Annotated in this window: 18 protein-coding genes and 1 tRNA gene; 9 read left to right on the plus strand and 10 right to left on the minus strand. The window is 60.5% G+C overall.

Annotation, left to right across the window (positions count from 1 at the left end; genetic code table 11):
* Positions 1 to 151: 151 nt before the first annotated feature.
* From SIB56_RS05045 to SIB56_RS05070, 6 genes are all read left to right on the plus strand, one after another.
* Positions 152 to 1,903 carry an ABC transporter ATP-binding protein gene (locus SIB56_RS05045; RefSeq protein ID WP_413326032.1) on the plus strand — a complete coding sequence of 584 codons (1,752 nt, stop codon included), beginning with the start codon at positions 152 to 154 and terminating at the stop codon, positions 1,901 to 1,903.
* A gap of 72 nt (positions 1,904 to 1,975) precedes the next feature.
* On the plus strand, positions 1,976 to 2,227 hold the full coding sequence (locus SIB56_RS05050; protein WP_413326034.1) for a hypothetical protein: 252 nt from the start codon (positions 1,976 to 1,978) through the stop codon (positions 2,225 to 2,227).
* A 24-nt stretch (positions 2,228 to 2,251) separates the two neighbouring features.
* On the plus strand, positions 2,252 to 2,974 hold the full coding sequence (gene msrA / locus SIB56_RS05055) for a peptide-methionine (S)-S-oxide reductase MsrA (RefSeq protein ID WP_413326036.1): 723 nt from the start codon (positions 2,252 to 2,254) through the stop codon (positions 2,972 to 2,974).
* Positions 2,971 to 3,156 carry a hypothetical protein gene (locus SIB56_RS05060; protein ID WP_413326038.1) on the plus strand — a complete coding sequence of 62 codons (186 nt, stop codon included), beginning with the start codon at positions 2,971 to 2,973 and terminating at the stop codon, positions 3,154 to 3,156. Before msrA ends, SIB56_RS05060 begins: the two co-directional genes overlap by 4 nt.
* Before the next feature lie 65 nt (positions 3,157 to 3,221).
* A complete protein-coding gene (locus tag SIB56_RS05065; protein ID WP_413326040.1) occupies positions 3,222 to 3,569 on the plus strand; it encodes a hypothetical protein in 348 nt (115 codons plus the stop codon).
* A 17-nt stretch (positions 3,570 to 3,586) separates the two neighbouring features.
* Positions 3,587 to 3,660, plus strand: a tRNA-Pro gene (locus SIB56_RS05070).
* A 137-nt stretch (positions 3,661 to 3,797) separates the two neighbouring features.
* Here the strand turns inward: SIB56_RS05070 and SIB56_RS05075 are convergent.
* The 4 genes from SIB56_RS05075 to SIB56_RS05090 all read right to left on the minus strand — a co-directional run bounded on the left by SIB56_RS05075 (position 3,798) and on the right by SIB56_RS05090 (position 6,829).
* Entirely contained in the window at positions 3,798 to 4,376 is a 579-nt protein-coding gene (locus SIB56_RS05075; protein WP_413327145.1) for a Crp/Fnr family transcriptional regulator, read from the minus strand.
* Between the two features lie 218 nt (positions 4,377 to 4,594).
* On the minus strand, positions 4,595 to 5,605 hold the full coding sequence (locus tag SIB56_RS05080; protein ID WP_413326042.1) for a PstS family phosphate ABC transporter substrate-binding protein: 1,011 nt from the start codon (positions 5,603 to 5,605) through the stop codon (positions 4,595 to 4,597).
* A gap of 56 nt (positions 5,606 to 5,661) precedes the next feature.
* Positions 5,662 to 5,922, minus strand: a complete 261-nt coding sequence (locus SIB56_RS05085; RefSeq protein ID WP_413326045.1) for a hypothetical protein — start codon at positions 5,920 to 5,922, stop codon at positions 5,662 to 5,664.
* Positions 5,923 to 5,992: 70 nt separating this feature from the next.
* Positions 5,993 to 6,829, minus strand: coding sequence for a 3'-5' exonuclease (locus SIB56_RS05090; RefSeq protein WP_413326047.1), 837 nt, complete (start codon positions 6,827 to 6,829; stop codon positions 5,993 to 5,995).
* Positions 6,830 to 6,913: 84 nt separating this feature from the next.
* Here SIB56_RS05090 and SIB56_RS05095 point away from each other — a divergent pair, with 84 nt between their 5' ends.
* Both SIB56_RS05095 and SIB56_RS05100 read left to right on the plus strand, forming a co-directional pair.
* Positions 6,914 to 7,375: a peroxiredoxin gene (locus tag SIB56_RS05095; RefSeq protein ID WP_413326049.1), complete on the plus strand. Its 462-nt coding sequence runs from the start codon at positions 6,914 to 6,916 to the stop codon at positions 7,373 to 7,375.
* Positions 7,372 to 8,118, plus strand: coding sequence for a DUF1350 family protein (locus SIB56_RS05100; protein ID WP_413326051.1), 747 nt, complete (start codon positions 7,372 to 7,374; stop codon positions 8,116 to 8,118). Before SIB56_RS05095 ends, SIB56_RS05100 begins: the two co-directional genes overlap by 4 nt.
* On the opposite strand, the gene SIB56_RS05105 is transcribed toward SIB56_RS05100, so the two are convergent.
* Positions 8,067 to 8,501 carry a VOC family protein gene (locus SIB56_RS05105; protein WP_413326053.1) on the minus strand — a complete coding sequence of 145 codons (435 nt, stop codon included), beginning with the start codon at positions 8,499 to 8,501 and terminating at the stop codon, positions 8,067 to 8,069. The two genes, SIB56_RS05100 and SIB56_RS05105, sit on opposite strands and share 52 nt — an antisense overlap.
* A gap of 129 nt (positions 8,502 to 8,630) precedes the next feature.
* Entirely contained in the window at positions 8,631 to 10,604 is a 1,974-nt protein-coding gene (gene acs / locus SIB56_RS05110) for an acetate--CoA ligase (protein WP_413326056.1), read from the minus strand.
* A 160-nt stretch (positions 10,605 to 10,764) separates the two neighbouring features.
* Between acs and SIB56_RS05115 the strand changes: the two genes are divergently transcribed.
* Complete coding sequence (locus SIB56_RS05115; RefSeq protein WP_413326058.1) at positions 10,765 to 11,511, plus strand: HAD family hydrolase; 747 nt, start codon at positions 10,765 to 10,767, stop codon at positions 11,509 to 11,511.
* Here SIB56_RS05115 and sds read toward each other — a convergent pair.
* The 4 genes from sds to SIB56_RS05135 are packed head-to-tail and all read right to left on the minus strand — an operon-like array spanning position 11,495 to position 15,209.
* The gene (gene sds / locus SIB56_RS05120) at positions 11,495 to 12,466 is read right to left on the minus strand and encodes a solanesyl diphosphate synthase (protein WP_413326060.1); all 972 of its coding nucleotides are present in this window, start codon (positions 12,464 to 12,466) and stop codon (positions 11,495 to 11,497) included. The two genes, SIB56_RS05115 and sds, sit on opposite strands and share 17 nt — an antisense overlap.
* Positions 12,467 to 12,506: 40 nt before the next feature.
* On the minus strand, positions 12,507 to 13,295 hold the full coding sequence (murI, locus tag SIB56_RS05125) for a glutamate racemase (RefSeq protein ID WP_413326062.1): 789 nt from the start codon (positions 13,293 to 13,295) through the stop codon (positions 12,507 to 12,509).
* Positions 13,292 to 14,383 (minus strand): N-acetylmuramoyl-L-alanine amidase, encoded by a 1,092-nt coding sequence (locus SIB56_RS05130; RefSeq protein ID WP_413326064.1) that lies wholly within the window; start codon positions 14,381 to 14,383, stop codon positions 13,292 to 13,294. Before SIB56_RS05130 ends, murI begins: the two co-directional genes overlap by 4 nt.
* Before the next feature lie 4 nt (positions 14,384 to 14,387).
* Positions 14,388 to 15,209 (minus strand): carbon-nitrogen hydrolase family protein, encoded by an 822-nt coding sequence (locus tag SIB56_RS05135; RefSeq protein ID WP_413326066.1) that lies wholly within the window; start codon positions 15,207 to 15,209, stop codon positions 14,388 to 14,390.
* Positions 15,210 to 15,219: the final 10 nt, after the last annotated feature.

Below are 15,219 nucleotides of genomic sequence, written 5' to 3' on the forward strand. Positions count from 1 at the left end.
ATGCACTCCGGGCCGGGTGATGGGGACTTCAACACTATCCCTTAAAAAGAAGGCGATGGCCAGTTCAAGGTCGATCGCAACCGTTGCCCGAGGAGGTTGTCCTCCTGAGCATCAGCTCAATGACTAGGTTGATCACTGTTCAGGGTTCGCGATGGCCGCCTTCCGCCTCGATCTGATCGGCCGCTACCTGAAGCCCCATCGACGCGCGGTGCTGATGGGTGCGATCGCTCTGGTTGTGGTGAACATTCTCAGCGTCACCATCCCGCTGGAGGTGCGCAGGGTGATCGATGACCTTCAGGAGGGTTTCGCCTTTGCAGACGTGCTCAAGCAGGCGGGGTGGATCGTGCTGCTCGCCAGCAGCATGGGTGTGGTACGGCTCATCTCCCGTCAGCTCGTGTTCGGAGTGGGGCGTCAGGTGGAGGTTGAACTTCGCCAGAGGCTCTTTGACCAGATGCTGCTCCAGGAGCCGGGGTGGGTTCAGCAAACAGGCAGCGGTGAAGTGATCAGCCGGGCCACCAGCGACGTGGAAAACGTGCGACGGCTGCTGGGTTTTGCGGTGCTGAGTCTCACAAACACCGTTTTGGCCTACGCCTTCACTTTGCCGGCGATGCTGGCGATCGATCCGGGACTTACGGTTGCAGCGATCTCTCTTTACCCGCTGATGCTCGGGGTCGTTCGCCTGTTCGGTGGACGAATGATGCGGGAGCAGCGACGACAGCAGGAAGCCCTTGCAGGTCTCAGCGAACTGATTCAGGAAGATCTGTCCGGCATCGCTGCCATCAAGATCTACAGCCAGGAAGAGCAGGAACTGAATGCCTTCAGTTCACGAAACCGTGGATACCGCGACACCGCCATCCAGCTGGCGCGCACACGCAGCACCCTGTTTCCACTGCTGGAGGGGATCTCCTCCATCTCCCTGCTGCTGCTGCTCGCTCTCGGCAGTGGCCAGCTTCAACAGGGTTCACTATCAATCGGAAGTCTGGTCGCCCTGATTCTCTATGTGGAGCGCCTGGTGTTTCCCACTGCTCTGCTCGGATTCACACTGAACACCTTCCAGACCGGGCAGGTCAGCCTGGAGCGCGTCGAGGAGCTGCTTGCCCGCCGTCCGCTGATCAGCGATCCCGTTGAACCGGAACATCTTGATCTGCCCGTGCGAGGTGATCTCGAAGCACGAAACCTGCACATTCGCTACGACGGGTCCGACTCCGACACCCTCGATGGGCTGAATTTCCGAATCGCTTCAGGGGAAATGGTGGCTGTTGTTGGACCTGTCGGTTGTGGAAAGACCACACTCGCCAGAGCGCTTGGGCGGATGGTCGAGGTGCCTGGCGGTCAGCTGTTCCTGGACGGTCATGACCTCACCTGCCTTCGACTCGATGACCTGCGCGAGCAGATCGCCCTCGTCCCCCAGGAGGGATATCTGTTCACGAGCAGCCTGGCTGACAATCTGCGCTACGGCGAACCCGAAGCAGGCCAGAACCGGGTTGAGGCAGCTGCGCAACAGGCCCGATTACTGGCCGATGTGCGAGGGTTCCCCGATGGCATGAACACACTGGTTGGTGAACGGGGAATCACCCTCAGCGGTGGGCAGAGGCAGCGCACCGCACTTGGCAGAGCTTTGTTGCTGAAAGCTCCTGTTCTGGTGCTGGACGATGCCTTGGCGAGCGTCGACAACAACACAGCCGCGGAGATCCTTGCCTCAGTCCGCCGTCAGACTCAGCGAACGATTGTGATGATCAGCCATCAGCTGTCGGCTGCAGCGGCCTGTGACAGGATCCTGGTGCTGGATCGGGGAAGGCTGGTGCAACAGGGCCACCACACTGATCTGATCAGAGAACAAGGGCTGTATCGCAGCCTCTGGGAACGGGAACAGGCGGCGGAGCGGCTGGAATCTGTGGTCTGACGCAAAGGTTGTGCAACGTACGGGCGACAAACCCGCTGGCCTTGGCTTAGCTGGAGTCTCTGCTGCCGAGCCATGAAATCAGGTACCCCTTTCTCGGTCCGCTGCACACTCACGTTCGGAGATATCTACGGGCAGATCCTGGCCTGGATGGCCGTGATCTTCGTGAGCCTGGCAGCAGGTCTGGCCCTGATGGGGTCGTCCCGACCGCTGTTCGCTCTTGTGGGGGTCGGTTTGATTCTTGTGCTCAGCGTTCCATTCCTGCTGTTCGCCTTTGTCACCACGCTGCTCAACCACATTCGCCTGGATCCGGTGACATCTGCCTAGGGTTGAAACCCAGACAGTGAAGTGATGCTGCCCAACTGGCTCACCGGTTCTCAGCAGGGACAACAGGACGACGACAGCAAGGACCGGCACGTGGTTCTTGGAACGCCACTGAAGGCCCCACTCATGGAGGATCAGGAGGAGATCGTCTTTGGGTGCGGCTGTTTCTGGGGTGCGGAAAAGGGCTTCTGGCGACTGCCAGGCGTGGTGTCAACAGCGGTTGGCTATGCCGGTGGCCAGACTCCAGCGCCCAGCTACGAACAGGTCTGCAGCGGACGTACCGGCCACACCGAAGTCGTGCGTGTGGTGTACAGCACGCCAGCCATTGACGTCAGTGATCTGTTGAAGCTGTTCTGGGAATGTCACGACCCCACCCAGGGGAATCGTCAGGGCAATGACCAGGGCAGCCAGTATCGATCAGCGATCTACACCAGCACTTCTCGTCAGATGGAACTGGCTCTAGCCAGCCGCGACTGGTATCAACAGGCCCTGACCCAGGCGGAGCGGGACAGCATCACGACCGAGATCGCTGCTGACCGCAGCTTTCATTTCGCTGAGGCCTACCACCAGCAATACCTGGCGAGACCCGGAAGCAGGCCCTACTGCTCCGCCATGCCCACCCGGATCAGCCTTGGTGACTTTGAAGGTTCCGAGTACCGGCTGCCCAGTGAGGTCTGGAGCCACTACGACTGGAGCATCAGTCACTGTGTGTTGCGCGGTGACAACGCTCCGATTCAGCTGCAGACATGAATGACTCACTTCCGGACAGGGTGGTGATCGCCGTCATTGCACTGACGGTGATTCTTGTCTTCGCGATGGCCTTCTCGCTGAAACCCAGAACGAATCAGGAGCGTCCATTCCTGTGGCGTGATCCATCCCCATCTCCTCCTGCCCAGGTCAGCGCTCCCACGAGGAGAATCCTGGCGATCTGACCACTGCCTTCCCTTAGGTCAAACAGACCTGGCAAGGTTGGGGGCGATTGGACTTGTCGCGCTGCGTGCCCACCATCCCTGAGCCGAAGCCACCCCGACGCCTGCATCCACTGCCGAGGGGTCTGGTGGAGCTCTATGGACTGATCGCGGTTCTGGTTGTGCTGATTCCGGAATGGATCGCCGAGGGCACGCTCAGTCTGGGAGACAAGAAAAGCCGATCCAACCTGCCGATGGCATCCAGAGCATGGAGAACACTGCCCGAGCTGCAGCTTGCCTCCATGAATCTTTCAGCACTGCGTCAGTTGGGCAGACAACTGCGGCTCTGGGGGTATGCGAGCGAAAGCCGCGACAGGCTCACAGCGAGACTGCTGAATCGGATCAAGCGACGCCCGAATGGAGGCAATGTCTTGTGATAGCTTTCAACTGCCATCGGGGCGTGGCGCAGCTTGGTAGCGCACTACTTTGGGGTAGTAGGGGTCGTGGGTTCAAATCCCGCCGCTCCGATGTCACAGTCCAATCACCCGATCAGGCCCCTCATCTGAGGGGTCTTTTTTTATACATTCAGGCGTGATTCAGTGGTTAGCAAATACATCATTGACCACCGAAAAAAGAACTCCAGACTGTTCAGCTTCAGGTGAGTCTCACTTGCAGGGGAGGTGGGTTATCACAAGATGGCGTTGACCATCGATCTTGAGCCAGCCCTCATCTCTCAGCAATCCGATCACTCTGGTCACCGTCACACGGGTGGTGCTCAGGGCACTGGCCATCTCCTGATGAGTGAGACGCAGATTCAGACGTAGTCCCTGCTCACAGGGCTGCCCGTAATCCTGGGCAAGCAGCTCCAGGAATCCCCTCACGCGTTCCTCGACACGACGCAGACCCAGAAGCGACAGCAGATATTCAGACTGGCGATGACGAAGCACGACCGCACCCAGCAGATCATTGGCGAGATCCTGTGATTCCCGCACTTCACCCATGGTCATGCAGAGAAGATCTGAGTCGGTGAGAGTCACAGCTTCGTAGGCCTGAACCGTGCTCAATGGCTCACCGAACGTTTCGTTGGGGCCGGCGAGGCCCAGCAACAGTTCGTCTCCATGCACAGAAACCGCTCCGAGCTTCACCATGCCTTTGACCACAAGCCAGAGCCTGTTTTTGTGCAGAGGAACAACGTTTCCCGCGGCTAGGTGCAAGCGATTTCGGTTTTGGAAACTCGAGTCCAGAAGGCAGGACCTTGTGTTTGACGATTTTGATTCTGCTGGAGAATCGACAGCACTGGCTGAAGATTCCCTACCGACGAGTGTATGGAGCGCAACATCACAGACCCAGACGAAGCTTCCTCAATCGAATCAATAAGGAGCGTTCAAAAGTATCGAAAGATCAGAAAAAACAGGCCTCAAAAATTGTCAAACATGCCAATGACCGATCAGGTGGCCTGCAGTTACTGGCCAATCCATTCAACGACCGCTCTCGACTTGCTGAGAAGTTCGTCGTTGAGAGGTATCAAACCGAGTTGTTCAGCCCGACTCTGAGCCTGCCTGCTGAGCATGACGTCAACGGTGTCTCTGATGGCCTCCGTTTTGATGCCGTTCCCGGATCTGTAGGCAAGAACCCAGATCAACGTGACGATCGGATAGGAACCATCCACTGAGGGATTGTGGTCAATGCCGGCCAGATTCGAATCAAGCTGCATGCCCTTGAGATATGCAGCAGCTGAGATCCCATCGGGCTGGATGAACTCGCCTGAGCCATTCTCGAGCGCTGCGGTTCTGATGCCTCCCCCGAGCATGGAGGCACCCACATAGCCTATGGCACCTCGTTTGTTCTGCAGAGCGGCAACGACTCCGGAATTGCCCTTGGCAGCGAGTGCATTGTCTGCCTGCCAGCGAATCAACGTGCCTGTGCCCAGAGACCACTGGGATGAAAATGCCTGCATGGAGAGAGTGAAGGCATTGGTGATGCCGGAGGGATCGGAGCGATGCACCCAGCTCACAGCTCCCGGTTTACAGCCGAGCTGCTCCCAGTCGGTGATCATGCCGCTGGCAACCTGAACAGCCTGCTTCTGAGTCAGCTTCAAGTCGCACCCGGGCTGGTTGTATGCGAAGGCAATGGCTTCCGCCAGAACGGGAATCTGAACCACACCACGCCTCACCTTGGCCAGATCCCTGGGCTGCATCGGAGCAGTGGATACAGCGAGATCAACGGTCTGGCGGATCAGGGCCCACCGAGCTGAAACGGAACCAACGGATCGATGCTGAATCTTTACCCCCCCTGAATTGGCCCCCCGGGCAAACCATTCGCTGTACAGCCTGGCGGGGAGTGAGGCGCCGACACTGGTTAGAGACGACTCAGTCGAGGCGCAGACACCGGTTCCGACAGCGAGCAAGGTGCACAACCTGAGAACCTGCCTGGCAAAAAGCATGGATGGCTCGAGTAGAAGCGTTCCACCCATAGCTGAAAGCAGTGAGCGGAAGTGCTCTAGGCGATTCAGGCGCCATCACCAGCCCTTCAGGGCTGGTGATGGGATGCTCGCGAAGGCAGCCGCGTTGACGCTGAATAACGCATCAGCCAGCGATTCACACGTGCCCGCTGACAGGAAGGCACCTCATCCAGCAGATGCGAGAGCTCGAGAGCACCAAGGCGCTTCAGTTCCCGCACATCCACATGCCAGAGGCATTCCGCCTCACGAATCAGGCGCGCCCATGTCCTCACCTGCTGCCATCGCTGCAGACGCGAACGAATGGACGGTGGATGCCTGGGAAGATCCATGCATCCAGCCTGGCGATCTGAGCCCCAGCCCCGGCAAACCCACCACGAGGCTTCCGACTGCTGAAGCAAATCAGGACGCCATGGGCATTGGAGGGTCCACAGGCACAACCGGGAAATCGAGATCGCGGGCTTCTCGCTCGGAAAGACGTCTCGCCCAGGCTCCCTTCACCGGCTCATTCCAACGGAAACCGGCGTCCCTGGCCAGATGGCGGTCGTCATAGGAGACCTGGGCCCGCATCAGCTGACGAGGCTCGAGGCCGCGCTTGACCAGCTGCTCAAGCTCATCACAGCGACGGAACACCTCCGCCAGGTAGATGCAGTCGGTCAGAGCGCGATGTGCGGCCCACACCGGTATTTCATAAGCAAGCGCCAGGTCCCGGACCGAGGGCCTGGACCTGAGCAGACGTTCCGCCGGCCAGCGCATCTCCTCCATGCTGCAGAGCCAGGGCTTGTCGGTGGCCGGCAAGTGACCTCGGCCGAACCACTGGCGATCGAACGCTGCATTGTGGGCCACCAGCACATCAGCGGCATCCAGTAGCGACTGGAGATAGCTCAGGGCAGGACGCCAGGGCTGGGGCAGGTTGGTGGCGGCGGCGGGAATGCGATTGATCGCCTCAGCCGCATTGGCCTCGACCGGCAGAAGAAACGAGTGCTGAGCGAGCACCTGACGGCTGGGCACATCAAAGAGAATCACTCCGACTTCAAGGCAGTGATCAAGCTGTGGGTCCAGTCCGGTGGTCTCCGTGTCGATGATCAGCAGCGTGCGCACTGTCGCGGACTCTGCGTCAACCTCCTGAGCTGATGAGGCGGGGGCAGATCGCTTCAGAACCCCTGAAGCTGCCGGAGCCGATTGACCACCACTCACAGATAGCAGATCGAGCTGACCGGGAATCGGATGATTCTCCATGCGCTTGGCTCCCTCCTGGATCTGACCATTCTCCGTCCTTCATCCACCCTGCCTAAGGTTTCGCCACAAATCCGACTCCTCGTCATGGCCCTCACCGTTGGTGACAGCGTTCCGTCCATCAACCTGGAGGACCACGAAGGCAACAACTGCGCCATCAACGATCGCAACGGCACACCGCTGGTGCTGTTCTTCTATCCCAAGGACGAAACCCCTGGCTGCACCGCCGAAGCCTGCGGATTCCGTGATTCACATCAGGAACTTCAACAGCTGGGTGCTCAGGTCTGGGGCGTCAGTGGTGACGATCTGGTCAGCCATCGCCGTTTCGCAGAACGGCATCAGCTTCCTTTTCCACTGCTGAGTGACAGCGATCAACGTCTGCGCAGAGCCTTCGGCGTGCCCAAGACGCTCGGCTTGCTGCCATCGCGCGTCACCTACGTGATTGACGGACAAGGTGTGATCCGGCATGTGTTCAACAATCTGCTCGACGGCCCGGCTCACGTCCGCGAGGCGATGCAGGTGCTTCGTTCACTACAGCCCAGCCAATGAGCAGCTGGGTTCGCTTTCGGGACTGCTGGACCCTGTACCCGCGTCAGCCAAGGGGACTGGTGGAATTTGTGGGCGGTAGCTATCTGGCGGCAACGCCTCAGATCAGCTATCGACGCCTGCTCGAGGGACTGGCTGCCCGCGGAGTTGCCGTGCATGCCTGGAGCTATGTGCCAGGTTTCGACCATCAGCTCCAGGCACGCGAGGCCTGGAGTGCCATGCGCGCCTGTCGCACACGACATCAGGAGCGACTGGGACACCTTTCAGCACCTCTGCGTCTCGGCCACAGCCTGGGTTGCAAACTGCATCTGCTGGCTCCCGATGGAGGGAGAAACTGCAGTGGCCTTGTGGCACTCAGCTTCAACAACTTCACCGCGGATCAGTCCATCCCCCTGCTCGGGGTGGTGGCTCCAAGCCTGGGGGTGAGCACTGAATTCAGTCCCAGTCCCAAGGAAACCCTGAGGCTGATCGAGCGTCAGTATCTGCAACCCCGCAATCAGCTGGTGCGCTTCAACCGTGATCAGATCGACCAGAGCATTGACCTGATCTCCGCTCTGCAGGCCCGCCAGGGAGACCAGAGCGAGCTTCTCAGGTTGCCCGGAGATCACCTCACCCCCGCCAGTGCCGGCCTGCGCAGACAGTTTCTGGGCGACTGGGCGGAAGGCAGTGACCGACAGCAGCAGGTGAAACGGCTTCAGGACCTGATCACCTCCTGGGCGCTGAGTGGCACCGTGTCCTCCGGGTAGATCACTGAATTGGCCTTTGGTTCTCCAAAGACCTCTTCGTCGCTGAGCGTCGTCTCGATCAGCTCAATCGGAACACCTTCGTCTTCGATGATGGCCACCCGGAAGCCGCTGAAAGGTTCGTAGGGCCCGAGCAGAAGGTGTTCATCAGCCACTGCGGATTCCAGATCATCCACCTGAAAGGCCACATGCGGGGTGGACTGAATCAGTGGGTGCAGGCAGCTGCCGGGGGCAAAGCGATGAAACTGAATCCGGAATCCTCCGGGATCCTCGCCACCGGATGTGTACATCCGAAAGGTTGAGCTGTAGTGCTCACCAGCGCGTTGCTCTGAAGTGGGAACGCCCATGTGGTGGTAGCGGTAGCTGACGTTGGGCTTGCGTTTCATCACTCTTGAATCCTGCTGAATTCACAATGCCCTGCGATCTGGTGAGGAGCTGGTGAACGGCTGGAGAGTTTCAGACATTTCAAAACTCAGCGGCGATCGGTCGTCCCTCACTGCACCGGAACGGCGGGATCAGGCACGCAGCCGATCGAGCACCGAACGATCCTCCAGGGTGCTGGTGTCACCCGTGACTTCCTGGCCGGCGGCAAGGGCACGCAGGATCCGGCGCATGATCTTGCCGCTGCGGGTCTTGGGCAGTGCATCGCTGCAGCGGATCTCATCCGGCCTGGCGATGGGGCCGATCTCCTTGCCCACATGCGAGCGCAGCTCTGCGATCAGGGAATCAGCCGGCTCACGCCCGGCTTCAAGGGTGACAAACGCGACGATACCTTCCCCTTTCAGATCATCTGGACGACCGACAACCGCAGCCTCCGCAACGGCCGGATGACTGACCAGCGCCGACTCGATCTCCATGGTGCCGAGCCGGTGACCGGAAACGTTGATCACATCATCCACACGCCCCATGACCCAGAAGTAGCCATCGGCGTCACGACGGGCACCATCACCGGCGAAGTAGATGTGACTGCCGTCAGCGGGACGGATGTGCTCCCAGTAGCTCTCGCGAAACCGTTGGGGGTTGCCATGGACGGTGCGCATCATCCCAGGCCAGGGACGTCGCACGACCAGGTATCCGCCTTCATCGGCGCCGACACTGTTGCCGTCGGCATCAACCACATCGGCCTCAATGCCGGGCAACGGCAATGTCGCCGAACCCGGCTTGGTGGGGGTCGCTCCAGGCAGAGGGCTGATCATCACGCCACCGGTTTCGGTCTGCCACCAGGTGTCGATGATCGGACAGCGACCGGAGCCGATCACATCCCGGTACCACATCCAGGCCTCAGGATTGATCGGTTCTCCCACGGTTCCCAGCAGACGCAGGCTGCTCATGTCGTACTGATCGGGCACATCACGCCCGTTCTTCATGAATGCCCTGATCGCCGTGGGAGCGGTATAGAAGATCGTGATGCCGTGTTTCTGAATCAGTTCCCAGAAGGCCCCAGGTTTGGAGGGACGCGGTGCCCCCTCGTACATCACCGTGGTCGCGCCATTGGAGAGCGGCCCATAGACGATGTAGCTGTGGCCGGTGATCCAGCCCACATCCGCTGTGCACCAGTAGACATCGTCATCACGGATGTCGAAGATCCATTGGAATGTGAGGTGGGCCCAGAGGTTGTATCCCGCCGTACTGTGCACAACACCCTTGGGCTTACCCGTGGATCCTGAGGTGTACAGCACGAACAGACGATCTTCACTGGCCATCGGCTCCGCTGGGCAGTCTGCGCTCTGCACGTCGACCAGCTCATGCCACCACTGATCACGACCATCGACCATCTCCACAGGCTGCTTGGTGCGTTGCACTACCAGCACGGACTGCACGGTTGGACAGCTGCCATCGTCAAGCGCGGCATCCACAGCCGGCTTCAGCGATACAGGCTTGTCCTTGCGGAAACCACCATCAGCGGTGATCACCGCCTTGGCTTCGCCGTCGATCAGACGATCACGCAGAGCTTCGGCTGAAAAACCACCGAACACCACGGAATGAGGTGCCCCGATGCGGGCACAGGCGAGCATCGCGATCGCCGCCTCGGGCACCATCGGCATGTAAAGCGCAACCAGATCGCCCTTGCCGATTCCCATCGCCTTGAGGGCATTGGCGGCTTTGCAGACCTCGGCGTGCAGTTCCCGATAGGTGAAACGCCGCACATCACCGGGCTCCCCTTCCCAGATCAGTGCGGTCTTGCTGGCCTTCTCGCTCTGGAGATGCCGATCAAGACAGTTATGGGAAATATTGGTGGTGCCACCCTCGAACCAACGCGCGAACGGTGCCTCCGACCAGTCGAGAACTGTTTCGAATGGCGTGAACCAGGACAGTTCACTGCGCGCCGCGTCTCCCCAGAAGGCCTCAGGGTTCTGACGGGCAGCATCGGCCATTGCCCTGTAGGCCTCCAGGCCTCCGATGCGAGCAGATCGGGAGAAGTCGAGAGACGGCTCGAAAACGCGCTGCTCATCAAGCACGCTTTCAATGGTGGATTTCTCGCTCGTCATCGGGGGTTTCCCTGTTGCGCCTAGGGCAAAAGATAGTTGCCACGGCGCATTCAGACAGAACCTTGGATCAAACCGTTTCGAAGGCAGAGTCTTCAGGCGCATCAGTCTCTGCATCCGTGCTGTCGGGGCTGCATGCTGAGGAGAGATCCATAGCGGCCGCATGCTCGGCCCTCGTCCATTGCAAGCAGAGATGCCGTCTCTGAATCAGCTCACCCACCCACCTGACGCCTGCCTGTTTGATCTGGACGGCCTGCTGCTGGACACGGAGCCGCTGCATGCGCGCGCCTGGCAGCAGGCGGCACGACACTTCGGCAGTGATCTGGCGGAGGAACAACTGCTCCAGCTGCAGGGACGTCGACGACTCGACAACGCGACACTGGTCTGCTCATGGATCAAGCAACCGATCACTCCGGAGCAACTGCTCGCCGTCCGGCAGCCGATCGCTTCGCAGTTGCTGCCGGAAGCCAAGGCCATGGCGGGAGCCGAAGCGCTGGTGCGGACAGCCAGACGACTCGGCATCGCCATGGCTCTGGTCACCAGCAGCGACCGGGAGTCAGTGCAGCGCAAGATCGCGAACCATCCCTGGGTGAATCTGCTGCAACTGATGATCTGCGGCGACGATCCTCGGATCAGGTCAGGAAAACCAGCCCCGGATCCATTCCTGACGGGCGCTGAATGTCTGGGTGTCAGGCCTGAAGACTGCTGGGCCTTTGAAGATTCTCAGGCCGGTTGTCGCTCAGCCCTGACAGCGGGCTGCCTGGTCTGGCGTCTGCTCAGATCGAACGAGGCCGAGGTGCCGTTGTCTGATCAACTAGAGAACTCGATGAAACTGAGCCGGTTGATTGTCATCCGCAGGCTGAGCGAAGCCCAGGTCAGCCTGGAAAGCTTGATCAGTAAAGGCGGCTGAGTACGAAATCCGGAAGTTCCAACAGCGCCGTTCGATAGGGGGAATCGGGAAGCCAGGTGAGAGCTTCCCGGGATTCCTGAGCAAAGGTTTCCGCCAGTTGGCGGGTCCTGGCGATCGCATCGGAGTCACGCACCATGCCGAGCGCTTCATCGAGGTCACCCTCATTGCTGAACTCACGCTCGATCAGAACGCCCATGGCTGCATTGCGCTCCAGTGCATACAACGCCGGTGCAGTGAGGTATCCGCTGGAGAGATCGCTTGCTGCGGGCTTGCCCAGCTGCTGGTCACTGCCGGTGAAATCAAGAATGTCATCCACCACTTGGAAGGCCAGCCCCAGCTGGCGCCCGTAGCGATAAAGGGATTCAAGCTGAGGTTCCGTGTAGCCACTGAGAACACCAGCTGCACGGGCGCTGTTGGCAACCAGGGAAGCGGTTTTGCAGTAACTCTTTTCCAGATAGGTCTCGAAGGTCTGCCCCGTGTCGTAGCGGAACAGCCCCTGCTTCACTTCCCCGTCAGCCAGGTCCATGATCACGCGGCTGAGAAGCTTAACCACATCGAGGTTGTCGAGGTTGGCGAGATGCCAGCTGGCCTGGGCAAATAGAAAGTCACCGGCAAGAACCGCCACACGGTGATTGAAACGACTGTGGACGGTTTCAACACCGCGCCTGGTGGCTGCCTCGTCCACGACATCGTCGTGAACCAGTGATGCGGTGTGGATCATTTCAGTGATCTCAGCCAGCCGGCGATGCCGGGAGGTGAGGCCGCCGTCGCTGGCCAGTGCTCTTGAAATCAGCAGAACGATCCCTGGCCGTAGACGTTTGCCGCCTGCACTGAACAGATGTTCCGCTGCGGCCTGAAGGATCGGATGTCCTGCGCCGATCAGACTGCGAAGATCGCTGAGCAGGATCTCCAAATCCGCCTCAACCGGCTCCAGCAACTCGGTGACGGTGGTCATGGATCCCCTCGGTGCGCAGATCCTAGAAGGCGCCGGCCTGTCACTGCAGTTGCACCAGCTCAACCCGTGGCCGCTGCCCCAGCCAGGGCGTGGCACGATCTGCAAATCCTTCAGCATCGGCAGTGACACAGATGCGGGTTGACTCCAGAGCCAGAGGCTGATCCAGCCCTCCCGGTGATGGCTTCCCCAGCAGTGCATCAAGCTGACCGGCGACAGCAACAGCCGGATCGATCAGGCGGATCGAGCCAGGCAAAAGGTTCCTGAGCAGCGGCACCAGCAGTGGATAGTGCGTACAGCCCAGAACGACGGACTCCACCGAAGCCTCCAGCAGTGGTTGCAGGTAGCGGGTTGCAGCAACACGCAGTGCCTGCGAACGAAGATCCCCGGTCTCGATCAAGGGAACGAATTCGGGACAGGCCTGCTGCACCACAAGCGTTCCCGGACGAAGGGCCTCGATGCTTTCCCGATAGGCCCCGGAGGCCACGGTCGCTGGTGTGGCCAGCACGCCGACGCGGGGTTCCGCGACCATCGCGGCAGCAGCCCCGATGAGCCCCACCACAGGAACACCGGCCTGGCCCTCGGCGACATCCCTGGCCAGTGCATTGGTGGTGTTGCAGGCCATCACCACCGTTGTGACCTGATGCTGCCGGAGCCAACCCACCACCTCCGAAGCGATCGAGCGGATTTCCGCCGGAGAGCGGCTGCCATAAGGAACACGGGCGGTATCGCCGAGATAGACCACCTGAAGGGATCCATGGCGCTCGAGAACTCGCCGGAGAACGGTGAGTCCACCCAGACCGCTGTCAAACAGGCCGAGACGGATGCTCATCGAACCCCCTGCAGGTACTCCAGGATGCCGGTGGCGATTGCCAGCGAGAGTCGACGCCGGTGCGATGCCGTTGCCAGTCGCGGCGAGTCAAGGTTGCCCGTGACAAATCCGGTTTCCACCAACACCGAAGGCATGGTGGTGCGGCGAATCACGAAGAAACGACCACGACGAACCCCGCGATTGGGACTCCCCGGTGACACATTCAGCACCTGCTGCTGAATATGTGCGGCCAGCCGGGCGGAACGGGGATCGGAGAAGTAGAAGGTTTCAATGCCGTTCACCTCCGGCCTGGACATGCTTATGGCGTTGGCGTGGATGCTCACAAACGCCGTGGCACCGATTCGATTGGCCAGTGAAACCCGGGGGGGAAGATCAACATCAACCTCCGCCGTGCGGGTCAGGGTGACCTGAACGCCCTTGGCCTCCAGCAGCCTGGCCACCTGCAGAGATACATCGAGCACAATCTCAGACTCACGAATCCCCCTGATGCCCACTGCGCCCGGGTCAGGTCCGCCATGACCGGGATCGATCACGACCCGGTAACGCCCCCGCGGCACACTCGGCAGTCCGGCGGCATTCACAGGTGTTCGGGTGGGCTTGATGCGAACGCCTCCCCAGCGACCTGAACCGGAGCGGTTGAGATCGCCTTCACCGATGCTGCGCAGGCCTCGGGTCGTCAGACCCTCGAACATCAACTTCCAGCGGTCCGGTGAGGTGCCGATCAGTTTCAGCTGTCCGGGGTCGAGCTCAACACCGGGCTTGAACTCGACCACCAGACGGGTTGCACCGGGGTTCGGCTTACCGAGACGAATCTCGCGAACCGGACCGCTTCCGCGCAGTCTTCGGGGTCGACTCAGTTCACCGGGGAAATCGATCCAGACCCTTGGTCCGCGACCGGCTTCGCCCGCTTCAAAAAACGCATCCAGACGGGCGCCTGTTGCTGTGCGCAGCTGCAGAACCCCGTCGCTGCCGAGCGACCAGGCGGCAAGAGCGCTGGCGGCGCGACCGGGCAACGCCAGCAGCAGGCCTGAGCTCTGCAGAACAAGGGCAACCAGCAGAGCGCTGAGACGACGAGGTGGCCGAAGCATCGGATCAGAACAGAGCGGTTCTGCGGTGCTTGAGGCAGGGCATCTGACGGCGGATGCGCTCGAGATGGTCCAGATCAACCGGCGCGACGGCTGCTCCAGGGCTGACGCCCGCATCCGCCAGCACCGTGCCCCAGGGATCAATCACCATGGAATGGCCATGGCTCTGACGACGACCTGCATGCAGACCTGTCTGCGCGGGGGCCAGCACGAAAGCGGTGTTTTCGATGGCACGGGCCTGCAGGAGCACCTGCCAGTGATCCTTGCCCGTAAAGGCCGTGAAAGCGGCTGGAATCATCAGCAACTCAGCTCCCGCTCCAATCAGATCTCGGTAGAGCTCAGGGAAGCGCACGTCGTAACAGATGGACAGCCCCACCCGACAGAGTTCAGGCACATCCACGACCGGCGGCGTGGTCGAACCGGGGCTGAAACACGCTGACTCCCGGTAGGAACTGCCGTCCGGCAGATCAACGTCGAACAGATGAATCTTGTCGTAACTGGCGAGGATCTGGCCATCACGGCCCACCAGCTGAGCACGTTGAAACGTGTGCGCAGCATCACCGGCCGGAACGGGAAAGCCTCCGCCCAGGATCACCACCTGGTAGCGACGCGCCATCGTCACCAGAAAACGGGAGGCCTGCTCCGCGAGCGCCGGTGCCAGTTCCAGTCGCTGGTCATCGTCACCGATGAAGGCGAAATTCTCAGGGAGCCCGATCAGCTCAGCTCCGCGTCGCGCTGCGAGATCGATCTGCTCCTCGGCAGAACTGAAATTGGCTTCCGGATCGGAACCGCTGGTGAGTTGCACGGCCGCCGCCAGGAAATCACGCACAGAGATCTGA

The organism is Synechococcus sp. MIT S9503 (genome assembly GCF_047304175.1).
In the GTDB taxonomy this organism is placed as follows: domain Bacteria; phylum Cyanobacteriota; class Cyanobacteriia; order PCC-6307; family Cyanobiaceae; genus Synechococcus_C.